Here is a 15436-nt window from a genome sequence, read left to right on the forward strand (position 1 = left end):
CCTTCTTTATTCAACATAAGGGCCAGTTTTTATGGAAGACGTTTTTCAAGTGCAAAAAGCTCCTCTTCAATCGCCGCTGCCTTATCTTCTACTACCTTGCGGCTATCTTTTATCGCCTGATTGTAAAAATAAGGGCCTAGTTTTTCTTTTACAAATTCAAACGTTTGAATTGCGGCAATTTCTCCGACTTCTTCACCTCTTTCTTCAAAATAAAAGCGTTTAATTTCATTCATGATAACCTGCTTTTCTTCTTCACTTATATGTAGAAACAAAATAACATCACTCCTATTGTAGATTGATTACGTGTGACTAATTTCACACTGTATTTATTAGACTTCTTGTAAAATAAACATGCAAATTGAATATATCTTTTCCTTTGAAAGGAGTAAATCTGTATGGGAAAACACCAAAAAATACAATTGCCACTACAATCTTTTAGTTTGGTGGCAGGATTTATGGTATGGGTTCTGATATCATCTTTAATGCCTCACATTAAACAGGATATCGCCCTAACCGAAGGTGAAATCTCTCTTGTTACTGCGATTCCAGTTATCCTAGGATCCTTGCTTCGAATTCCACTAGGGTACTACACAAACAAATTCGGTGCAAGGATCACATTTTTGATCAGTTTCATCCTGTTGATCTTCCCAATATTCTGGATTAGTATTGCTGATTCATTAACTGATTTGATCATCGGTGGCTTCATTCTTGGAATCAGTGGAGCCGTCTTCTCAATTGGGGTGACTTCTCTCCCTAAATATTACCCTAAAGAAAAACATGGTTTTATTAATGGAGTCTATGGAACAGGAAACGTCGGAACAGCTATTACTACTTTTTCAGCTCCCGTTGTCGCTAAAGTCGTTGGCTGGGAAAACACTGTGCGGATGTTCATCATTTTAGTCGCTGTATTTGCTTTATTGAATTTTGTGTTTGGGGACCGAAATGAAAAGAGAGTCACGGTTCCTGTTTCAGAACAGATGAAAGCTGTATATCGAAATCAGAAATTATGGTTTTTAAGCCTGTTTTATTTTATCACATTCGGTTCATTTGTGGCATTTACCATCTACCTCCCCAACTTTCTTGTTCATCACTTCGGACTTGATCCCGTTGATTCAGGTCTCAGAACGGCCGGTTTTATCGCAGCGGCAACATTTCTTAGACCTGTTGGGGGCTGGCTTGCAGATCGATTCAATCCACTTCAATTGTTAATGTATGTTTTTGCAGGCTTCACTTTTTCAGGAATTTTATTAGCCTTTTCACCGAACCTTGGGTTATATGGCTTTGGGGTGTTATCTGTTGCGGTATGTGCAGGCATCGGAAATGGTGTTGTCTTTAAATTAGTGCCATTCTATTTTTCAAACCAAGCCGGAATTGTAAACGGCATCGTTTCAGCAATGGGTGGTCTTGGTGGCTTTTTCCCACCTTTAATCCTAACAACAGTTTTTCAAGCGACCGGTCATTATGCAATTGGGTTTATGGCTCTGTCTGAAGTAGCACTAGCCAGTTTCGTCATTGCAGCATGGATGTATTTTCAACAAATGAGTCGAACATCAACAAAAACAAATTCTCACCAATCATAAATTCATTTATATGACGTTCATCACTTGTTCACAATTTTAAAGTGACTATAGATGCGCCCAAACATAATTAACGTTAAAATAGTACTGCTTTGAATACTCTCTTTAAAAGGGGTGGCGCTCAATGAATGTATCTGTTCGAAAATCTGACACGGATTTGCTTTCAGCAGATCTACTTCATTTATTAGAATCGATCAGTACGAAAAAAAAGATACGACAAAATACATACCTATTTCAAGAAGGTATGGATGCAGAAGAACTGTATCTCATTCATTCAGGACTCGTTCAAATTGGCAAATTGACGTCTGATGGAAAAGAACTGACGCTGAGAATGTGTAAGCAAAATGATATTGTTGGAGAGTTGACACTTTTTACCAAGGATGCAAAGTATATGCTGAGTGCAATGGTTCTCTCAGATGGTGAAGTATCGGTGATCAATAAAGGAAGACTGGAGAAAGAATTGATACAAAATGGAGCCTTAACATTTGAGTTTATGAAATGGATCAACACTCATATGCGGAAAATTCAATCGAAGATCCGTGACCTTCTTTTAAATGGCAAAAAAGGTGCACTATACTCTACACTGATTCGCCTAACGAACAGCTACGGTATCAAACGCAGTGACGGTATTTTGATTAATATTGTGCTCACGAATCAGGAACTGGCGAAATTTTGTGCAGCTGCCCGGGAAAGTATTAATCGCATGTTAAATGATCTTCGGAAGAGCGGTGTGATTTCAATCGAGGAGTCTGGAAAAATCGTTGTCCATCAGCTTGATTTTTTAAAACGGGAAATTGACTGTGAACACTGTCCAATTGAAATATGTAATATTGATTAAACAATAAAATCTTCTCGAGCTGTCAAGAGCATCTTGGCAGTTTTTTCAGCTTAACGAGATGTTTTGGATCTTACAGAAATGAGAAAATGAGAGTTTATTTAAACATTCACACTCAAAACTCTCACTTTCTCACCGTTTCTATTACCTGCTTAACAAAAAGATACTCATCACGATTAGAAAAATAGAGGAATTCACCAATTCGTAGATCCCGATTTTCATGATAGACAGCTTTTTCCCATAGAAAAACCAGGCTCTTAAACTGCTGGGGATAAAACCAAGAACCGCCCAGCCAGCACCTAGCATCACTGCCAGAAAAGGTAGAATGAGATGATATCCCCATGAACAATATTTAAACTGTTTATTATTTTTTTCACGAATCATGGATTTTACATAAAAAGCACTGCCCATAAAGAATAAAATCGATTGGATAAAAATGAACCAGGCCCAACCATCTAGTCTCCCTTCACCAACCCAGTAACTTGCAAGTCCTCCCACACTGAAAACAATGATCGCCACAATATCATTTACAAAAGCCCTGTCATGATTCTTTTTTGCATAATAAAGATTGACAAGAAAGAATGGAATGAGCGAAAAACCAAAAAGAATGAGCATTGGAACAGCCCATACAACGATCAGTAAAAATAAAATAGAGATCATCCCATAGATAGCAGCCCATTTTCGATAAAAGGTGACGTTTTTCCTTTTGACCAGCATCATCACAGGAAATGTTGCTAGATAGAGAAACAACCATCCGAGAAATAACGGAATATGTTTAACATTGGCCTCTCCTCCGACCATACCAAGAAAAAAAGGAATCACCAACATGGCCCATGCACCATGTTGTTTCGGTATAAAGATTTTCATAAAAAACCTCCCTTCTTGTCTATTACAATATAAAAATTTTACCTTTGTCAGTGTGAAGTATATCACTGCTAAGTCCCATTAGTCATTCTATACTGTAGCTAGACTGCTAGAAGAAGGAGGAAGTTTTCATGGACTATTTACTATTTCTCAAAAGTCTTCCTATGTTTCTTGGGGTCCCCCTCCCCATCATCAAAAAATTATTGAAAAACGGGAAGGTGATTAACTTGACTGCACCTAATGATAGTCGATCATTCCTTCATTCCCAATCTGTCTATATTGTAGTAAAAGGAGCGATCCATTTCTTAGACAGAAGACTTCCTGACCAATTCCGCACCATCGCTGAATGGCAAAAAGGTGATGTTTTTCCAATCGACCAAAAAGGAGAACCTTTTTTATCTCCGTTTATTTCTGTCAAAACCTCCACTGAAACGACCATCCTTGAGATCCCTCTAACCATATGTAAAAAAATGATGACATATAATCACCAATTCCAAGTTAACTTTCTTGTTTTACTCCATCGTAATTATTCCTTTTCCTATCAAATATTTTCACGTTACCTATATTCTTCTTTAGAGGATACCAATTCATAAGGGAGTTCTCTCCCTTCAAACTGTGATCTAGTTAACTTTGTCGATCAGATATTTCAGCTACGATAGATGAAGATGAAAAAGAGAATGAAAGGACAGATCATTCATGATACAGTGTGATTTTCAGAAAGCTCCGTTTATTGTCATTTGGGAGTTAACAAGAGCTTGTGAACTTAAATGCCTACACTGTCGGGCTTCTGCACAAAACTGGCGCGACCCGAGAGAACTCTCACTAGAAGAAGGAAAAACATTAATCGATCAAATATATGCCATGAACAATCCCCTTTTAGTACTAACAGGTGGAGATCCATTAATGAGAGAAGATGTCTTCGATATCATTCAATATGCGGTTGAAAAAGGAGTTAGAGTTTCGATGACTCCCAGCGCGACCCCTAATGTCACAAAAGAGGCGATTCAAACGGCGAAAAAAATGGGCTTATCTCGCTGGGCCTTTAGTCTGGACGGGCCGAACCGCAAGATTCATGATCACTTCCGAGGTACAGACGGCTCTTTTGATTTGACGATGACAGCAATTCGCTACATTTATGAATACAACTTACCATTACAGATCAACACTGTCATTTCAACCTATAACATTGATCATTTAGATGAGATGGCAAAGTTGATCGAAGAACTAAATTGTGTATTATGGAGTGTGTTTTTCCTTGTTCCGACCGGACGTGCCAAACGAGAAGATATGATTTCTCCCATTCAACATGAAAAAGTCTTTCAATGGCTTTATTCATTGGCGAAAAAAGTACCTTTTGATATTAAAACAACGGCAGCTCAACACTACAGACGAGTCGTTATTCAGCAAAAAATGCGGGAAGCAAAAGACCCTCATATGAAAATTCGCTATGAGAATGCCTTACAAAAAGGCAAAATTGATGTTGTTGGCGGCTTGGGACGTGCTCCTAAGGGAGTGAATGATGGAAACGGATTTTTATTCATTTCTCATATCGGGGATGTTTATCCAAGCGGTCTACTGCCTGTAAAAGCCGGAAACATTCGTGAACAGCCACTATCAGACATTTATTGCGAGTCACCGATTTTCAAGGATTTGCGAAATCCAGATGGATTTAAAGGAAAATGTGGCGTCTGCGAGTTCCGTCATGTATGTGGTGGTTCACGTTCTCGTGCATATGCACTTACAGGAGATTTTCTAGAAAGCGATCCTAGCTGTGTCTATATTCCAAAAGCTCTGCGAAAAAAATTGTGATCTACCTCACAATTCACGTCCTGTCATTATATTATCTTTATACATGAGAATGATCATCAATTTCAAAAGGATGTGACCCTTTTTGAAAAAAATCCTTTATTTACATGATACAGTCTATGAACTATGTACTTCTTATCCCGAGTTAAAAACCTTGATGAAAGAACTCGGGTTTGAAAACATTACAAAACCAGGAATGCTTGAAACAGCTGGACGTATCATGACCATTCCAAAGGGAGCACGAATGAAAAATATCGATCTTGACCATGTCATCAATCAATTAAAAGAACATGGATTTGACCCTGTTTGGAAAGGAGAAACACAATGAGCGAGATTATCAATAACCGAGAAACCTCAAATATGTCTAATGATAGAAAACAGCAGTTGAAAGAGATCATCTTGGATCTTCATAAAGGAAAATCTTTTGAAGAAGTTCAAGACCGGTTTCAACAAACTTTTGGAGCTGTTAACGCGGAAGAGATTGCTCAGCTTGAACAAGCATTAATGAAAGAAGAAGGCATCAAATCTGAAGAAATTCAAAAACTTTGCACGGTACATGCAGCAGTTTTCAAAGGTTCAATTGAGGACATCCACCCTACCGAAGCTGGCAAACAACCCGGTCACCCGGTTCATACGTTTATAAAAGAAAATAAAGAAATCGACCTTCTGTTAAATTTTAAAATCCAGCTTCACATGGACCGCTTTATGAAAGAAGACAGCCAAGAAAACATTCTCAAGCTGATCGAAGATTTGAATTTGTTAGCTGATGTTGATAAACATTACAGCAGAAAGGAAAATCTCCTGTTCCCCTATCTTGAAAAGTACGGGATCACTGGACCGAGTCAAGTCATGTGGGCAGTTGACGATTTTATTCGCAAAAGCATCAAAGAAGTAAAACGCTTATTGGACCAATACACACCTGACAATAAAGAGGCTGTCATTCGCGAACTCGACTTTATTATAAAAGAAGCAACAGAGATGATCTATAAAGAAGAGAATATTTTGCTACCAATGGCCCAAAGGACTTTAACAGAAGACGAATGGTTAAAAATCGCCGCAGAAAGTGATGAAATCGGCTATTGCCTGACTGCTCCTGAAACTGTTTGGAAGCCTGAACGTCACCAGCTCAAAACAAACAGTGAAACAGTTGACGGTTATGTCAAACTTCCTACTGGTGTTTTATCTTTAACACAACTTGAACAAATCATGAACCATCTGCCTGTTGATATTACATTTATCGATGAAAACGATGTTGTCCGCTACTTCTCTCATGGTAAAGAACGGATTTTTGCGAGAACAAAAGCTGTCATCGGTCGCACCGTTCAAAACTGTCATCCACCGGCAAGCGTTCATATTGTGAACCAGCTTCTTGATGATTTTAAATCTAACAAAAAAGATGTTGAAGACTTTTGGATCAAATTCAAGGATAAGTATGTTTATATTCGGTACTTTGCTGTTCGTGACGAAAATAACAACTATATTGGAACGTTAGAATTCACACAAAACATTGCACCAATCCAAGAAATCACCGGAGAAAAAAGAATCTTAAACAAAAATGAATAAGTAGCAAAACAGCCTGATTCCTAGATAGTTGAATCAGGCTGTTTTTCATGGAATTGAAATTGTGACAAAAATGTGAAACGCATAAATGATGTGACAAAGTTAACAAGGTACCGGTTTTTCTCAGTATATAGTGAGGGTATCGTCACCTGAACTAAAGGAGTGAAACAACCATGAGAAAAAAGAAAAAAAGTCCGATTTTGAGAAGATTAAATTACTTTTCTCCTATAGAATATCATTCAAATCAGCACAGTCAGACTTCTTATGAAGACCGCGATTGGGAAGATGTATACAGAAACAGATGGCAACATGATAAAGTGATTCGTTCCACCCATGGGGTAAATTGTACGGGATCTTGCAGTTGGAATATTTATGTGAAAAATGGAATTGTCACTTGGGAAGGTCAGCGCCTTGACTATCCTTCAACAGGTCCTGATATGCCTGATTTTGAACCGCGTGGCTGTCCAAGGGGGGCTAGCTTTTCATGGTATATATACAGTCCGCTGCGTGTGAAATACCCATATGTCCGTGGAATTCTGATCAAGATGTGGCGCGAGGCTTTGAGCGTCACTAAAAACCCGTTAGATGCTTGGAAATCAATTGTCGAAAACCCTGAAAAAGCAAAAGCTTATAAACAAGCACGAGGTAAAGGCGGATTCGTCCGTGCCGAATGGAGTGAAGTATTGAAACTAATTTCCACCTCCCTTCTCTACACAGTTCTAAAATACGGGCCAGATCGAAATGTTGGTTTTTCACCGATTCCAGCCATGTCAATGGTCAGCCATGCAGCAGGTTCACGATTTATGTCACTGATCGGTGGACCGATGTTAAGCTTCTATGACTGGTATGCCGACCTCCCTCCTGCTTCTCCACAAATTTGGGGAGATCAAACAGATGTGCCAGAAAGCAGTGATTGGTACAACTCCGGCTATATCATGACATGGGGTTCAAATGTTCCACTCACAAGAACACCTGATGCACACTTTTTGGCTGAAGCTCGTTATAAAGGAACAAAAGTCATTTCTATCAGCCCAGATTTTGCAGAATCTTCGAAGTTCTCCGATGATTGGCTGAGCATTCGCCAAGGAACAGATGGCGCACTAGCAATGGCGATGGGTCATGTCATTCTTCAAGAGTATTATGTCAATCAAACAACAGAGCGCTTTATTGATTATGCAAAACAATATACCGATTTTCCATTTTTAGTGACATTAAACAAAGAAGATGGACAATTTACCGCCGGACGATTCCTCCATGCGCAAGATATCGGTCGCCATACAGAACACGATCAGTGGAAACCTGCTGTCTGGGATGAAACAACAGATTATTTTGCGATTCCTCAAGGGACAATGGGTTCGCGCTGGGACGGTCAAGGGAAATGGAATTTACGCATGATTGATGAAGAAACAGAAGAACAAATCACACCTCGGCTTTCCATGTTGGGCAATGAAGATATGATTGGTACGGTTAAAATCCCTTATTTCTCACATGAAGGAAATCAAGTGTTTGAAAGACCGCTGCCAATAAAAAAGGTTATCTTGAATGGTAAAGAAGTTTATATTTCAACCGTATTTGACCTGACGCTAGCAAACTACGGTGTCAACCGGGGGATTGGTGGGCAGACACCCCACTCTTTTGATGATCCAGAACCATTTACACCTGCTTGGCAAGAACCGATCACAGGCATCAAACGTGAGATGGTCATCAAAATCGCAAGAGAATTTGCGCAAAATGCGGTTGACACTGATGGACGCTCAATGATTATTGTTGGTGCTGGAATTAACCATTGGTTTAATTCAGACACGATTTATCGGGCAGTACTAAATCTCGTTTTGCTTGTCGGTGCACAAGGAGTCAATGGTGGTGGTTGGGCTCATTATGTCGGACAGGAAAAGCTCCGCCCTGCTGAAGGATGGCAGACAATTGCTACAGCAAAAGACTGGGGCGGTCCGGCTAAATTACAAAACGGCACTTCTTTCTTCTATTTTGCAACTGATCAGTGGCGTTATGAAGACCAACCGCTTGATGGTCTTGCTTCTCCAATTACGAAAACAGCTCGGTATAGTCACCATGCCGATTATAATGTGCTGGCAGCAAGACTCGGATGGCTTCCCTCTTATCCAACATTTGAGAAAAACGGTGTTGACTTATATAAAGACGCAACCCAAGCAGGTGAAGAAGTTGGAACATATATCGCCAAACAGCTGGAAAAAAGAAACCTCAAATTTGCTATTGAAGACCCAGACAATGAACAGAACTTTCCAAGAAACCTGTTTGTTTGGAGAGCCAATTTAATTTCAAGTTCTGGAAAAGGTCATGAATATTTTCTTAAACATCTACTAGGGACAACAAATGGATTAATGAATGATGACCAAGACAGCATTCGCCCAGAAGAGATCACTTGGCGTGACAAGGCACCAGAAGGCAAACTTGACTTATTAATTAACCTTGACTTTCGGATGGCAGGGACCGCTTTATACTCTGATATCGTGTTGCCTGCGGCTACTTGGTACGAAAAGCACGATCTTAGTAGTACAGATATGCATCCATTTATCCATCCGTTTAACCCGGCCATTTCGGCACCATGGGAATCAAAATCTGATTGGGATATATTCAAAGCTCTAGCCAAAGCCGTTTCCGATCTAGCTGAAGAGGTTGACATGGAACCGATTAAGGAAGCAGTCGCAACTCCCCTCCTCCATGACACGCCACAAGAATTGGCACAGCCGCTCGGGAAAATCCGAGATTGGAGTAAAGGAGAATGTGCTGCCATTCCGGGAAAAACAATGCCGCAAATTCATATTGTTGAACGGGATTATAAGCAGATTTTTAATAAAATGACCTCACTTGGACCGAATGTTAGCAAACAGCCTTTTGGAATCAAAGGCATGGCATGGTCTGCTGAAAAAGAATACAATACGCTCAAAAAAACGCTTGGTGAAGTTAGAGAAGATACGATAGCAAAAGGCTGTCCGATTATTAATGATGCCAAACAGGTATCTGAAGCCATTTTAACTTTATCTTCGACTTCAAATGGTAAAGTAGCAGTTAAAGCATGGGAATCGCTTGAAAAGATAACAAATCTCGAATTGAAAGATTTAGCTGAAGAACGGGAAGAAGAATGCTTTACATTTGAACAAATATCAGCTCAACCGAAAACAGTGATTACCTCTCCTGCTTTCAGCGGTTCAGAAAAAGGCGGTCGTCGTTATTCTCCATTTACAACAAACGTTGAAAAGCTCATTCCTTGGAGAACGTTAACAGGCAGACAATCTTTTTATCTTGATCATGAATTAATGATGGAGTTCGGGGAAAACATGGCAACATTCAAACCCATCTTACAGCATCGTCCCTTCTTAAACAAACGCCCTGATCAAGAAGGAAAAGAAATTGTTTTGAACTATTTAACACCTCATAATAAATGGTCAATCCATAGCATGTACTTTGATTCTTTGCCAATGCTCACACTGTTTAGAGGCGGGCCAACAGTCTGGATGAATAAAGATGATGCTGAAGAAACAGATATCAAAGACAATGATTGGATTGAGTGTTTCAATCGAAATGGAGTCGTTGTTGCTCGTGCCGTTGTTTCACACCGGATCCCGAAAGGAATGGCATTTATGCACCATGCTCAAGACCGGCATATCAATGTTCCAGGTACTAAACTGACGAACAACCGCGGTGGAACCCATAACAGCCCTACCCGTATCCATGTAAAACCGACACAAATGATCGGCGGTTATGGCCAATTAAGTTATGGATTTAATTATTACGGACCGACAGGAAATCAGCGCGACCTCAACGTCGTGATTAGAAAATTGAAGGAGGTCGATTGGCTTGAAGATTAAAGCACAGATTGGAATGGTCATGAACCTTGATAAATGCATTGGCTGTCATACATGCAGTGTCACATGTAAAAACACTTGGACAAATCGACCCGGTGCAGAATATATGTACTTTAATAATGTTGAAACAAAACCCGGTATCGGATATCCCAAACAATGGGAAGACCAAGAAAAATATAAAGGCGGATGGCAACTTAAAAATGGAAAGTTGCAACTAAAATCAGGTGCAAAAACAACCCGACTGATGAATTTATTTTATAATCCTTACCAGCCGACAATCGATGATTATTATGAACCTTGGAACTATGATTATGAAACATTAACAAACAGTCCAGAAAAAAAACATCAGCCTGTCGCTAGACCGAAGTCTTCTATTACAGGAGACTTCATGAACCTAGAATGGGGTCCAAACTGGGAAGACGATTTAGCCGGTGGTCATGTAACAGGTCTTGAAGACCCGAACGTTAAAAAAATGGAAGAATCAATTAAAACTGAATTTGAAGATGTTTTTATGATGTACTTACCACGAATTTGTGAACATTGCATCAATCCACCATGCGTCTCTTCCTGCCCATCTGGAGCCATGTATAAACGTGAAGAGGACGGAATTGTTTTAGTTGATCAAAATGCATGCCGGTCATGGAGACACTGTGTCACATCCTGTCCTTATAAAAAGGTGTACTTCAACTGGCAGACAAACAAAGCAGAAAAATGCACATTATGCTTTCCGCGTTTAGAAGCGGGCCTTCCTACGATCTGTTCTGAAACTTGTGTGGGCAGAATCCGCTACCTTGGTGTCATGCTTTATGATGCTGATCAAGTGGAAGCCGCAGCAGCAGTCGAAAATGAAAAAGATCTCTATCATTCTCAACTTGATATTTTCCTAGATCCAAATGATCCAGATATTGTAGAACAAGCGAAAGCTCAAGGTATTCCAGCAGAATGGATTGAAGCAGCACAAAAATCACCGATTTATAAAATGATTATCGATTGGAAAATCGCACTACCTCTGCATCCGGAATACAGAACATTGCCAATGGTATGGTATATTCCACCACTTAGCCCCATTATGAACATGTTTGAGGGAAAAGGCAGTGGACAATCTGCAGAAGATATTTTTCCGGCTATCGATCAAATGAGAATTCCGATCGAATATTTGGCTCAATTACTCACAGCTGGTGATACTTCCCATATTAGAACAACATTAAAGAAAATGTCTGTGATGCGCCATTATATGAGAGCAAACCAAACAAACAAAACGATGGATCCTAAACTGATCACAAACTTAGATCTAACAGAAAAACAAATTGAGGAGATGTACCGTCTGCTGGCCATCGCAAAATATGAAGACCGTTTTGTGATTCCGAGCGCCCATCGTGAAGATGTAGCAGATTTATATATGGAACAAGGGAGCTGCGGGTTATCGTTTACCGGAGGCCCCGGTGGCTGTCAAAACCTATAAAGGGAGTGAACAAAAATGGAAGTAACAGAAAAACAAACCGTTTTCGCCGCCCTCTCCTATCTTCTTTCTTACCCTGATGAAGAATGGAGAACACAATATTCTGAGTGGCAAGAGATCATCAGCCAAATAGAGCATGAACAGTTAAAAAATCACCTACTTCTATTTTTAAAAGATTCGGCTGATCTTTCTCCAGAACAATTGATCGAAACGTATGTATACACATTCGACTTCGGTAAAAAAACAAATTTGTATGTCACCTATTTTAATTCTGGGGAACAAAGAGAACGTGGGATGGAATTATTACAGCTAAAGGATTTATATCAGAAAGCAGGTTTTCAACCGACAGACAAAGAACTTCCAGATTACCTCCCACTTATGATTGAATTTGCTGCTATTAGCGATGATGTTCATATCAATGCTATTTTTAATAAATACATCGGGAACTTAGAAGAATTAAGATCACAGCTGTTCACCAATGGAAGCATCTATACCTCGTTATTGGATAGTTTGTTATGCGTACTAGCAGAAATCGGTGTTGAAAGGACTGTACAGCCATGATCGAACATTTTCTTTGGGGGGTTCTCCCCTACATTGTCTTGACGATTTTTATTTTAGGCCATATTTATCGCTACCATTACGATCAATTTGGCTGGACAGCTAAGTCGAGTGAATTGCTTGAAAAAAAGAAACTAGCCCTTGGAAGCAGTCTCTTCCACTGGGGCATCATTTTTGTCATTGGCGGACATATTATGGGTATTTTAATACCAGAAAGCTTTTACAAAGCATTGGGTGTCTCAGAACACATCTATCACAAAATCGCGATCGGTTTTGGAATGCCTGCTGGAATTGTTGCTTTGTCAGGACTGATCATTCTCACTTATCGAAGAATAGCAGATAATCGGATTCGGAAAACAAGTTCTGTCAGCGATTTTGTTAGTTTAGCCGGCCTATTGTTCGTTATGGTCACAGGATTAATAGCAACCTTTTTAAATATTGATTCAAAAGGCTTTGACTATCGAACAACAATTGGACCATGGTTCCGCCATCTTTTTTTGTTTCAACCGGATGCTTCACTTATGACAACAGTGCCAATCTGGTTTAAACTTCATATCGTCATGGGATACGTGATTTTCATGGTTTGGCCTTTTACAAGACTTGTTCATGTCTTCAGCATGCCGATTAAATATTTGACAAGAAGTTATGTTGTATATCGGAAACGCACAAACCGCAAAAATATTTAATTTTACCTAAGGCCTGATTTGGCTTTAGGTTTTTTAATAGGCAAGCTCCCATTACTCATCTTCAACATATGATGAAGCAAACCACATGAGAGGAGCTTTTATATTGTATCCTTACTATTCATCGATTTCTGATCCATATCGGCAACAGATTCAACCTGGTCTACCTCCAGTCACACAGCCGCAATTTCCACCAGGTCCACCTTCAGGAGCCGGTGGACCACAACAACAGTTTCCACCAGGTCCGCCTTCAGGAGTCGGTGGACCACAACAACAGTTTCCGCCAGGTCCACCACCAAGCCAATTGCCACAAGACAGCGGCGTCTCCCTTTATGCCGTTGATCCAGAAGGAATTAGAAGATGCTTGTATCGCTATACGTACATCCAGTTGAGAAATGGCAGGCGATTCTGGTTCTACCCTATTTTTGTTGGCCGTTATTCCATCGCCGGATACAGATGGATACCGAGCCAGTATCGTTGGATCTACTCTGGCATTGACCTGAAAGAAATTAATTCTTTCAGCTGCCAAGCGTAACATAAAAAGCTTGTAGAGAAAGGCAAACTTTTCTACAAGCTTTTTATTGTGTGGCATCTTAAAAAAAAGACTGCCGGGAGATGTTTATTCTCGGGCAGTCTGATGACATGAAAATGATCGCTTATTTTGATTCTGATGTTTCTTTGTCTTCTTCCCATGCTTCGGCATTCTTTAACCCTGGAATTGAACTTGCTTTAAAGACCGGATTCTTTCCTTCTTTAAGCTGAACAGTATAATCTTTCAATACTTTGCTAGCAATTCCTGAAAGAAGGACGATTGCAATCAGGTTAATGATGACCAACAGTCCCATGAATAAATCCGCCATGTCCCAAACAAGCTTAAAACCAGATACAGAGCCGAAAATAACCATTCCAACGACAGCTACACGATAAAGAGTTAGTGCGCTCTTACTTGTTTTAATAAATTCAATATTCGTTTCCCCATAGTAATAGTTTCCGACAATTGAACTGAAGGCAAACAAGAAAATCGCCACAGCAACAAAAGCAGGTGCCCAGCTTCCGATATGATGTTGTAACGCCGCTTGGGTTATTTGAATACCGTCAAGTTTTTCCCCAGGTGTCAAATTATACAGTAAGATCATAAATGCCGTTGCACTACAAATCATGATTGTATCGAAAAATACTCCTAATGTTTGAATAAAACCTTGTTTAGCCGGGTGAGATACATTGGCAGTTGCAGCTGCATTCGGAGCACTCCCCATTCCAGCTTCATTTGAAAACAGTCCACGCTGTGCACCGATAATAATAATTTGTCCCAGTGTACCGCCTGCAATCTGCTCAATGCCGAAAGCATTCTTAATAATGATCATCATGATATTTGGTAACTCTGATATATTAGTGAGCATGACGTAGAATGCAATCGCAAGATAAAGTATCGCCATAATAGGAACAACTAATTGTGTGACAGCTACGACCCGTTTCAAACCACCAAAAATAATAAAGCCTGTTAATACGGCAAGTACGATCCCTACCGTTATTTTATTCACATGAAAAGCGCCTTCCACAGAACCGACAATCGTATTGGCTTGCACAGCATTAAAGATTAAACCGAATGAGATTGTTATAAATACGGCAAAAATGATCCCAAACCATCTAGCGCCCAGTGCTCGTTCTATGTAATAGGCAGGCCCACCGCGAAAGTGATCACGATATTTTATCTTGTAGACTTGAGCAAGCGTGCTCTCAACAAAGCTCGTCGCCATTCCGACAAAAGCTACCACCCACATCCAGAAAACCGCTCCAGGTCCTCCTGTAGCAATAGCAATAGCTACACCAGTAAGGTTTGCTGTTCCTACACGTGAAGCTGCAGAAACAAAAAAAGCTTGTAAAGATGAAACGCCTTCTCCTTTTTCTTCTTTTCTACCAATAACTCTAAACATCTCAATAAAATAACGAAACTGTACAAATCTAAGTTTAAAAGTAAAATATAGACCTATTCCAATTAAAATATAAACTAAATAAGTCCATATGAATTTGCTAGGAATATTGATAATATTGGTTAAAATTTCTTCCATAAAACCCTCCTGAAAATGAATTTAATGTTAGCATTCTTAACATGATAGGATTATATCATAATAAAGAATCAAGTAAAACAAGATAGAATATTCTGCTTATTAAAAATACCGGACCAGACTTATTGATTGCCTATTTTGTTATTATAACAAACGTATAAGTTTAACAAAACAGGAAATTGT

Annotated in this window: 14 protein-coding genes; 11 read left to right on the plus strand and 3 right to left on the minus strand. The window is 39.6% G+C overall.

The genetic code is table 11. The features are described 5' to 3' along the window. Nucleotides 1–29: 29 nt before the first annotated feature. Nucleotides 30–272 carry a DUF2164 domain-containing protein gene (locus PDT38_RS02290; protein ID WP_270798770.1) on the minus strand — a complete coding sequence of 81 codons (243 nt, stop codon included), beginning with the start codon at nucleotides 270–272 and terminating at the stop codon, nucleotides 30–32. A gap of 123 nt (nucleotides 273–395) precedes the next feature. On the opposite strand from PDT38_RS02290, the gene PDT38_RS02295 reads away from it, so the two are divergent. Further along, a complete protein-coding gene (locus PDT38_RS02295; RefSeq protein ID WP_270798772.1) occupies nucleotides 396–1580 on the plus strand; it encodes a nitrate/nitrite transporter in 1185 nt (394 codons plus the stop codon). A 121-nt stretch (nucleotides 1581–1701) separates the two neighbouring features. After that, the gene (locus PDT38_RS02300; protein WP_270798774.1) at nucleotides 1702–2415 is read left to right on the plus strand and encodes a Crp/Fnr family transcriptional regulator; all 714 of its coding nucleotides are present in this window, start codon (nucleotides 1702–1704) and stop codon (nucleotides 2413–2415) included. 141 nt (nucleotides 2416–2556) lie between these two features. On the opposite strand, the gene PDT38_RS02305 is transcribed toward PDT38_RS02300, so the two are convergent. Beyond that, entirely contained in the window at nucleotides 2557–3279 is a 723-nt protein-coding gene (locus PDT38_RS02305) for a YwiC-like family protein (RefSeq protein WP_270798776.1), read from the minus strand. Between the two features lie 128 nt (nucleotides 3280–3407). On the opposite strand from PDT38_RS02305, the gene PDT38_RS02310 reads away from it, so the two are divergent. From PDT38_RS02310 to PDT38_RS02350, 9 genes are all read left to right on the plus strand, one after another. Continuing rightward, nucleotides 3408–3869, plus strand: coding sequence for a cyclic nucleotide-binding domain-containing protein (locus tag PDT38_RS02310; protein ID WP_270798778.1), 462 nt, complete (start codon nucleotides 3408–3410; stop codon nucleotides 3867–3869). Nucleotides 3870–3972: 103 nt separating this feature from the next. Continuing rightward, a complete protein-coding gene (locus PDT38_RS02315; RefSeq protein ID WP_270798779.1) occupies nucleotides 3973–5085 on the plus strand; it encodes a TIGR04053 family radical SAM/SPASM domain-containing protein in 1113 nt (370 codons plus the stop codon). An 82-nt stretch (nucleotides 5086–5167) separates the two neighbouring features. Beyond that, the gene (locus tag PDT38_RS02320) at nucleotides 5168–5410 is read left to right on the plus strand and encodes a DUF1858 domain-containing protein (RefSeq protein ID WP_270798780.1); all 243 of its coding nucleotides are present in this window, start codon (nucleotides 5168–5170) and stop codon (nucleotides 5408–5410) included. Next, complete coding sequence (locus tag PDT38_RS02325; protein ID WP_270798782.1) at nucleotides 5407–6645, plus strand: DUF438 domain-containing protein; 1239 nt, start codon at nucleotides 5407–5409, stop codon at nucleotides 6643–6645. The genes PDT38_RS02320 and PDT38_RS02325 overlap by 4 nt, the downstream gene beginning before the upstream one ends. 170 nt (nucleotides 6646–6815) lie before the next feature. Beyond that, on the plus strand, nucleotides 6816–10490 hold the full coding sequence (locus PDT38_RS02330; RefSeq protein WP_270798784.1) for a nitrate reductase subunit alpha: 3675 nt from the start codon (nucleotides 6816–6818) through the stop codon (nucleotides 10488–10490). Continuing rightward, nucleotides 10480–11949, plus strand: coding sequence for a nitrate reductase subunit beta (gene narH, locus PDT38_RS02335; RefSeq protein WP_270798786.1), 1470 nt, complete (start codon nucleotides 10480–10482; stop codon nucleotides 11947–11949). Before PDT38_RS02330 ends, narH begins: the two co-directional genes overlap by 11 nt. A gap of 15 nt (nucleotides 11950–11964) precedes the next feature. After that, on the plus strand, nucleotides 11965–12507 hold the full coding sequence (gene narJ / locus PDT38_RS02340) for a nitrate reductase molybdenum cofactor assembly chaperone (protein ID WP_270798788.1): 543 nt from the start codon (nucleotides 11965–11967) through the stop codon (nucleotides 12505–12507). Continuing rightward, on the plus strand, nucleotides 12504–13190 hold the full coding sequence (gene narI, locus PDT38_RS02345) for a respiratory nitrate reductase subunit gamma (protein WP_270798790.1): 687 nt from the start codon (nucleotides 12504–12506) through the stop codon (nucleotides 13188–13190). Before narJ ends, narI begins: the two co-directional genes overlap by 4 nt. A gap of 103 nt (nucleotides 13191–13293) precedes the next feature. Next, the gene (locus PDT38_RS02350; protein ID WP_270798792.1) at nucleotides 13294–13722 is read left to right on the plus strand and encodes a transporter; all 429 of its coding nucleotides are present in this window, start codon (nucleotides 13294–13296) and stop codon (nucleotides 13720–13722) included. A gap of 121 nt (nucleotides 13723–13843) precedes the next feature. Here the strand turns inward: PDT38_RS02350 and PDT38_RS02355 are convergent, their stop codons facing one another. Beyond that, the gene (locus tag PDT38_RS02355; protein WP_270798795.1) at nucleotides 13844–15256 is read right to left on the minus strand and encodes an alanine/glycine:cation symporter family protein; all 1413 of its coding nucleotides are present in this window, start codon (nucleotides 15254–15256) and stop codon (nucleotides 13844–13846) included. Nucleotides 15257–15436 lie beyond the last annotated feature (180 nt).

Source organism: Bacillus changyiensis, from assembly GCF_027706145.1.
GTDB classification, from domain to species: domain Bacteria; phylum Bacillota; class Bacilli; order Bacillales; family Bacillaceae; genus Bacillus; species Bacillus changyiensis.